Origin of the sequence: Mesorhizobium sp. M7A.F.Ca.AU.002.02.1.1, assembly GCF_003998535.1 — a bacterium.
In the GTDB taxonomy this organism is placed as follows: Bacteria; Pseudomonadota; Alphaproteobacteria; order Rhizobiales; family Rhizobiaceae; genus Mesorhizobium; species Mesorhizobium ciceri.
Window position 1 is genome coordinate 1 of record NZ_RZPB01000258.1, and the last position, 7,535, is coordinate 7,535.

Here is a 7,535-nt window from a genome sequence, read left to right on the forward strand (position 1 = left end):
ATGCAACGCTGCCTCGCCGACGTGACGGCGCGCATCGATATCGCCGCGCGGCTGAACTATCTCACCGCTTCCGAGAATGACGAGCTGGTCAACTGGGACGCCGAGCAGTATCGCCAGAAGCTCAACGCGGCTGGCGGCTAGCATGGACATGATGCCACTTGTCATCGGCATCGACATTGGCACATCAGGTGCGCGCGCCGTCGCCATGCGCCCTGATTTTTCCATAGCCGGGCATTCGGCCGTTCCACTCGACAGGTTTGGCGGCGATGGCCGAGCCCCCACGGCGTGGTGGCAAGCGGTCAAGGCGGCGCTGACGGAGCTGCTTTCCGGCATCGACCGCACGGCGGTCCGCGCCATCGCCGTCGACGGCACCTCCGGCACGCTGCTGCCGGTCGACGCCGCCGGGCTGCCGCTGGCCGAACCGCTGATGTACAACGACAAGGTCGATGACGACGACATCCTGGCCGCGATCGCCCGCACCGCGCCGGCTGCAAGTGCAGCGCACGGAGCGACATCCGGCCTCGCCAAGGCCCTGCGCTTCCAGCATCTACCGGGCATTGCGGCAGTGCTGCATCAGGCCGACTGGATTGCCGGAAACTTCTCCGGCCGCTTCGACGTCAGCGACGAGAACAATGCCCTGAAGACAGGTTATGATGTCGAGGCCCGCCGCTGGCCGGAATGGATCGCGGCGACCGGAATGCGCATGGAGTTGCTGCCGCGCGTGATCGTGCCGGGCGAGGTCACGGGCGCCCTCACCGCGGAAGCCGGGGAACTGTTCGGCTTGCCGCGCGATGTGGCCGTCGTCGCCGGCACCACGGATGGCTGCGCCTCGTTCCTGGCGACCGGTGCCGCCGCGATCGGCGACGGGGTCACTGCGCTGGGATCCTCGCTGACCATCAAGATCCTGTCCGACCGGCCGATTTCGGCGCCGCGCTTCGGCATCTACAGCCGCCGGCTCGGCAACGCCTGGCTGGCGGGCGGTGCCTCGAACTCAGGCGGCAAGGTGCTGGCCCAGCACTTTCCGCTCGCCCGTATCATCGAACTCAGCGCGACAATCGACCCGGAGACGGGCACCGGCCTCGATTACTATCCGCTTCCCGCCACGGGCGAACGGTTTCCGATCGCCGATCCGGCGCTGCCGCCTCGCCTTGCGCCGCGGCCGGCGGACGACGCCGATTATCTGAAAGCGATGTTCGAAGGCATCGCCGCGATCGAAGCGCTCGGCTATGACAGGCTTGCCGAGCTCGGCGCGCCCACGCTGATATCGGTCAGGAGCGTCGGAGGCGGGGCAGCGAACCCGGCCTGGACGGCAATCCGGCGTCGCAGGCTCGGCGTCGATTTCCTGCCCGCGCTTTCCGACGAGGCCGCCGCCGGCACGGCGCGGCTGGCGCTGATGGGTGCAAGCCGGGCAGGACTCCTATGAGCGCGAAAACGATCGAACGTCTCGACGGCCTCGGGCCGCTGGCGGAGCGCTATAATGTGTTCCTGCTCGACCAGTTCGGCGTGCTGCACGACGGCACGCGGCCCTATCCAGGCGCGGCGGCAGCGCTATCGGCGCTGAAACGCGCCGGCAAGACCGTGGTGCTGGTTTCGAACTCCGGCAGGCGGGCTCAACCCAATGAAAGCCGGCTCATGAAACTCGGCTTCGAACCGGGAAGCTGGGATCATTTCGTTTCTTCCGGCGAGGTGGCGTGGCGATCCTTTGGGGAGATGGCGGCGTCGGGAAAGCTGCGCCCGGGGACAAAATGCCTGCTGATCAGCCGCGACAATGACCGCTCCGCGATCGAAGGCCTGCCATTTGCGCTGACCGGGTCCGGCGATGAGGCCGAGCTGGTGCTGATCGCGGCCAGCGAGGGTGACCGCTTTGACCTTGACCATTATCGCAGGCTGTTCGCGCCGGCGGCGGAGCGGCGGGTGCCGTGTTTCTGCACCAATCCCGACATCATCATGCTGACGGCCGTTGGCCCTCGCTTCGGCGCCGGCCGGCTGGCCGATCTCTACGAAAGCCTGGGCGGCAGCGTTACCCGCATCGGCAAGCCCGACACGGCGATTTTCGACGCCGCGCTGGCGCTGGCCGGCGAGCCGGACCGTGGCACCGTGGTCTGCGTCGGCGACAGCGTCGAACACGACATATCGGGGGGAAACAGCACCGGCATCGCCACCGCGCTGGTGCTGAGCGGAATACTGGCGGACACACCGGATCTCGCCGCTGTTTTCGACGAACAGCAGGCCTGGCCGGACTACATCATGGACAGCTTCAGCTTCCGCTGACCGCTTCCAGCATGCGCCGCGCGCTCTCCTCGTCGGTGATCAGGATGGTTGGGGCGATGAGGGTCATGGCGCCGAGCAGCGCTTCGGTTTTCTCCTCGCCACCGGAGGTGAGGATGCGGATCGGTGCCTTGCGCAGACGGTCGACATCCACCGACATCACGTGGCTGTTGACGGGGTGGTCGACCAGATCGCCGTTGCGGTCGAAGAAATGGAACAGGAGGTCACCCACGGCGCCACGCGCAAGCAGGGCCTCCCGATCCGCCTCCTTGAGGAAGCCACCACGAGAGAAGGTGGTGGCCGAGGCGATCCCGCCGACGCTCAGCAGAACGGCATCGAGCACGTCGGCCATTTCGAAAATCTCCTGCAGGCCGCAGCGCTCGATCAGGGCGATCTTGGTCTCGACGCTGTCGACCACGGCTGGTGTCGGCATCAGATAGCCGTCGCCCTGGAATATCTGAGCGAAGCGCCAGGCGAACTCGGCTGGGTTGACCCGGCGCACGACGCCGACACCGCCAAGCAGCGAAATCACCTTGAAGTCGGTGAGCGACTTGGCGCTGATGAAAGGCAGGCTCGAGAACAGCGTCTGCCCCCAGCCGACACCGACCCGCATGCCGGACTTCATCGTGTCCGACAGGAAGCTGCCGGTTTTGGCACTGATCGCTGGTATGGGATCGGCATCGGCTGCCGAAAGCGGCGCCACCAGCGCCTGCTGCAGCCCGAACGTCTTCTCCAATGCGCGCTCAAGCCGCACGATTTCCGACAATTCGCTCTCGATGGTGATCTTCACTTCGTTGCGCGCCCGGGCATCCGCCAGCATGCGCACGATGGTGACGCGACCGACGCCGAGCACGTCGGCGATCTCGTTCTGCGTCATCTGTTCGACGAAATACATCCAGGCGGCGCGAATCCTGAGGCGATCCGTCCGGCTTTCGCTGGCGACCTGCTCGGTTGCCTCGCCTCGACCGTCTTCGCTTTCGCCCTGTCGTCGTCTGCCCAAGTCTGTCTCTCCCCCTGCGGCGACGGACGAGGGCGCCGCCGCCGATTCTGCATGCTGGTCTAGTATCGCCTATTGATCTACCTATCGATAGGAACAATGTAGAGAGTGGCGGCTGCCCCGGTCGGCTATCCGCAGCAAATTTCAAGGCGATCCGCGATGCTCCGACAAATCTCCGAAGATGTCCGCGTCAATCTGAAGGACCGGCTGCGGGAAGTCCGCGAAATCATCCGCCAGAGCCGCCATGACGGCAGCGGCGATGCCAGCATCCTGCGCGAAGCAACCAGCCATCTGCCGCCGTTTCCAGGCAAGGGCATCGAAGGCCTGCTCAGCCATGCCGCGAGTGCCGTCGACGAAGCACTGTCGATCGCCGAAGCTTTCGTCCCGCATGAGCGCCCGATCAAGGTGGACGGCACCACGGTGAAGGGCCTCGGCACCTATTTCCCGGTCGGCAACGAGGATCGCCAACTGGACGCCGAGCGCCTGTTCCGGCGCGATATGTATTATCTGACCAAAGCGGTGCTTGCCGGCCTGAACATCGACAATGCCCGCATCCACGAAGCCGATTTCGCGGCCGTCCATGCCACGATGCGCAAGCGGCATGGCGATCTCCTGGCCGCATTGGCCGCGCCGGGTGCCGGACTGCAGGCAATCGCGGCCACCTGCTCGGCGCTGCTGGTCGAGTGCCTCAATCAGCGTCCCGTTCGCTTTGCCGAGACCGTGCCGGGAACGCCGGCGGGCGGCCGGGCGCTCGACATAAGCTGCCTGGCGCCGCTCGCTTTGGCCTGCGGCCTGGCGACCACCGGCAGCGACGGCGCGCCGGAGCCGGACATGCTGGAGATCGCGATCCTGGCGGCGGATATTCGCCACGATCGCATCGTTCAGGCTTGCGCCAAGGCAAACCCGATCGCTGAGCTGACACCGGTCTTCGCCACCTTGCTTGCCCATCTGCCGTAGTCAGCCGGCCTGGGCTAGCCTTCAGCGGCCATGGCCATGATCGCTTTCTTGGCGCGCTGGATCGAAGCCGGGCTCATCGAGAGTTCGGTCAGCCCCATCTTCACGAAGGTCGCAATCAGATCCGGACGGCCGGCCGCCTCACCGCACATGCCGACCATGATACCGGCGGCGACGCCGGCTTTTGCCGTCATTTCGATCGCCGATATGACGGCCGGATTGGTGACATCGTTGAGCTTGGCGACGGTCGGATTGAGCCGGTCGGCGGCCATGATGTACTGGGTCAGATCGTTGGTGCCGATCGAGAAGAAAGCGACCTCCTTGGCCAGCGCCGGGGCGATGAGCACGGCGGCCGGGGTTTCGATCATGACGCCGAGATCGAATGATGCGTGCGGCACGCCTTCGGCTTTCAGCTCGGCCGTGCATTCGTCGACCAGCACGCGCGTCTGCCTGACCTCCGAGAGGTCGGACACCATCGGCAGCATCACCTTGATGTTGCCGTGCACGGCTGCGCGCAGCAGCGCCCGCAGTTGGCGCTTGAAGATGTCGGGCCGGTCGAGACACATGCGGATGCCGCGCCAGCCGAGGAAGGGATTCTCCTCGTCGGGAAATTCGATGCCGGCAATCGGCTTGTCACCGCCGATGTCGAGCGTGCGCACAATGACCGGATAAGGCGCAAAAGCCTTGGCCAGCGCCGCATAGGTCTCGGCCTGCATGTCTTCCGAGGGCAGATGCATATGGCGCATGAACAAAAGCTCGGTGCGGAACAGGCCGATGCCCATGGCACCAGCCTCTTGCGCCGCTTCGATTTCCTCGAGTGAGCCGATATTGGCCGCCACCTCGATGATCCTGCCGTCGGCGAGCTTCGGCGTCACCGTCTTGAAGACGGTCAGCCCGGCGCGCTCCTTTGCCGCCGCTTCGACGCGGCCGGCGAAATCGGCACGGGTCGCCTCGTCGGGGTCGATGATCACATGGCCGGCATTGCCGTCGAGCGCGACGTCTCGCGCGGTACGCAAGGCATTGACCTGGTCGCCGAGGCCGAGCACTGCCGGAATGCCGTGCGAGCGCGCGATGATGGCGATGTGCGAGGTGGCGCCGCCATGGCCGCACACCACGCCGCCGATACGCTTCAGCGGCGCGCGTGCCAGATCCCAGGCGCCGATGTCGTCGGCGATCAGGATAGCCCCTTCGGGGATGTTTTCGAGGCTGACATCGTCTTGGCCCAGCAACACCAGGCAAATCTGCCGCCCAACGGCGTGGACATCATCTGCCCGCGCGTTGAGATAGTGATCGTCGACGGCGCTGAATTCGGCGGCAATGGTGGAGGCGGCGGTGATGACGGCGGAAACCGCGTCGTTGCCGCCCTTGATCAGGCCCTCGGCCTCACCAGTCAGGCTGTCGTCGGCGGCGATATCGCGCAGCGCGGCGACGATGCCGCGGTCTCCAGCCGACAGGCTGTCCTGCGCCAACGCATGATCCATGCGGGCCTGGACCGCGCCGACAGCCGTGCGGAACCTGTCGATCTCGCCTTTTATCTCCTCGGCCCGCAACATGCGGCCCTGTCCGGCGATATCGGGTGGGAAATGCGCAAAGGCCGGGCCGATGGCGAAACCTTCGCTGGCGGCCACGCCACGCAAGCGGTTTGCCCCGCCAGGTGCCGCCGGCACGGATCCCGGCGCGGGTGCCGCTTCCTGCCCGGCATCGTTGGCTGGGCTCTGCGCTTCCGCTTCATCATCGAGGCCGGCCCGCGGATTCTCGAGATAGCCGATCAGCGCCTCGAGCGCCTCGATGGCATCGGCGCCATTCGCCCGCACCGTGACTTCCTGGTTCTCCTTGACCGCCAGCAGCATCAGCTTGACCGAACTCTTGGCGCTGACCGCCTTGCCGTCCTTGATCAGTTCGACGTCGGATTCGAAGCCCTTGGCGAGCTTCACGAACCGCGTCGCGGGACGGGCGTGCAAACCTTCATGCACTCTGACGATGGTCGAGCGTTCCATGGCAAATACTCTGGTTTTGGGCGCCGCTCCCAACATGGGCCGCGGCGCGAATGCTGTCAGGCGGCGATGGTGATGATCGCGCCGGTCTTCAGGGCGGCCACGAGCGCTTGCGGATCGACTTGCGACGCACAGATCTCGCCCGGTCTCTCGGCCTCGGTAGCGCCGTTGAACGAAATGACGACATGACCCATTTCCAGCACCTTGCTCCACGCGCTGGAGCCGACCGCTGTGATAACAGCGGCAACCGGGCCGAGGGTGATCGAAGCGCCCTTGGCGGGCGCTCCGTCACTTGGTCCCTGCTCCGCCTTGTGGAGCACCGAAACCTCGGCAAGCTCCGGCGGCGAGCCATCCGCAAACAGGATGACCACGCCCCCTTCGGCAAGGTCCGCCACTTCGGGGCCGATGGCAGTGACCCGTGTTCTCAAAAGAACCGTCATATGGCGAACCTCATTTTCTCAAACTTTCCCTAGAGCGGTGAACCGCTCTATCTCTTTGTTTTGACGCAGTTTCCAAGGGAAAGCATTGTGCGCTTTTCCCGGAATTGCCTTAGAACACGATCAGGCTGACGACCCAGGCGATCAGCACCGAGACCGGACCCATGATCTGGCGGCTGATGAGCACCGCCGGAACGCCGATTTCGATCGTCTTAGGCTTGGCCTCGCCGAGCGCCAGGCCGACGGGGACGAAGTCGCAGCCCACCTGGGTATTGTAGGCAAACAGCGCCGGCAGTGCCATTGCCGGCGAAATCGTGCCGTTGGCGATCTGCGGGCCGATGATGGCGACGCCGATGACCTGCGCGATGACAGCGCCTGGCCCGAGGATGGGCGACAGGAACGGCAGGCCGCAGATCGCCGAGATGATCAGCAGGCCGACGATGTTGTTGGCCAGCGGACCCATCGGCTGCGCCAGCACATCGCCGATGCCGGTATACAGGATCAGACCGATGAGCATGGTCACGAAGGCCATGAACGGCAGCACGTTGCGGATGACCTGGTCGATGGTGCGGCGGCCGGCATTGAAGAAGATGCCGACGATACGTCCCATGACGCGGCCGATCGTGCTGATGAGGCCGATCAGCCCACCTTCGCTCGGCAGCGGCTGTGGTGCCGCGGTCGCATTGTTGTTTGAACTCATCGCTGCTGCTCCCCCTGCAGTCGTGATCGTTTCGGATCCGTCCGCCATTGTGATGTTGGCCGGCTTCACGCCCGAAACGTAGATGTCCTCGGTGATGAACTGGGCCAGCGGCCCGGATTGACCGACCGGCGTCAGATTGACGGTCGGGATACGTTTGCGCGGATAGACGCCGCATCGTGCGGTGC

7 protein-coding genes and 1 pseudogene are annotated in these 7,535 nt (G+C 65.3%); 4 read left to right on the plus strand and 4 right to left on the minus strand.

Annotation, left to right across the window (positions count from 1 at the left end):
- From EN879_RS39970 to EN879_RS17075, 3 genes and pseudogenes are all read left to right on the plus strand, one after another.
- Positions 1-141, plus strand: a pseudogene (locus EN879_RS39970) (class II aldolase); the annotation flags it as partial.
- 7 nt (positions 142-148) lie between these two features.
- Positions 149-1,423, plus strand: a complete 1,275-nt coding sequence (locus tag EN879_RS17070) for an FGGY-family carbohydrate kinase (protein ID WP_164774441.1) — start codon at positions 149-151, stop codon at positions 1,421-1,423.
- Positions 1,420-2,271: a TIGR01459 family HAD-type hydrolase gene (locus EN879_RS17075; protein ID WP_063169121.1), complete on the plus strand. Its 852-nt coding sequence runs from the start codon at positions 1,420-1,422 to the stop codon at positions 2,269-2,271. Before EN879_RS17070 ends, EN879_RS17075 begins: the two co-directional genes overlap by 4 nt.
- Here EN879_RS17075 and EN879_RS17080 read toward each other — a convergent pair.
- The gene (locus tag EN879_RS17080; protein WP_013529333.1) at positions 2,258-3,268 is read right to left on the minus strand and encodes a sugar-binding transcriptional regulator; all 1,011 of its coding nucleotides are present in this window, start codon (positions 3,266-3,268) and stop codon (positions 2,258-2,260) included. The genes EN879_RS17075 and EN879_RS17080 overlap by 14 nt on opposite strands.
- 156 nt (positions 3,269-3,424) lie before the next feature.
- Here EN879_RS17080 and EN879_RS17085 point away from each other — a divergent pair, with 156 nt between their 5' ends.
- Positions 3,425-4,222, plus strand: a complete 798-nt coding sequence (locus tag EN879_RS17085; RefSeq protein WP_063169122.1) for a hypothetical protein — start codon at positions 3,425-3,427, stop codon at positions 4,220-4,222.
- A 14-nt stretch (positions 4,223-4,236) separates the two neighbouring features.
- On the opposite strand, the gene ptsP is transcribed toward EN879_RS17085, so the two are convergent.
- The 3 genes from ptsP to EN879_RS17100 form a co-directional block, all read right to left on the minus strand.
- Complete coding sequence (gene ptsP, locus EN879_RS17090; protein WP_063169123.1) at positions 4,237-6,216, minus strand: phosphoenolpyruvate--protein phosphotransferase; 1,980 nt, start codon at positions 6,214-6,216, stop codon at positions 4,237-4,239.
- A gap of 56 nt (positions 6,217-6,272) precedes the next feature.
- A complete protein-coding gene (locus tag EN879_RS17095) occupies positions 6,273-6,653 on the minus strand; it encodes a PTS glucitol/sorbitol transporter subunit IIA (protein ID WP_013529330.1) in 381 nt (126 codons plus the stop codon).
- Positions 6,654-6,762: 109 nt separating this feature from the next.
- Positions 6,763-7,535, minus strand: a 773-nt coding sequence (locus EN879_RS17100; RefSeq protein ID WP_127274148.1) for a PTS glucitol/sorbitol transporter subunit IIB, incomplete at its 5' end; no start/stop codon positions are given.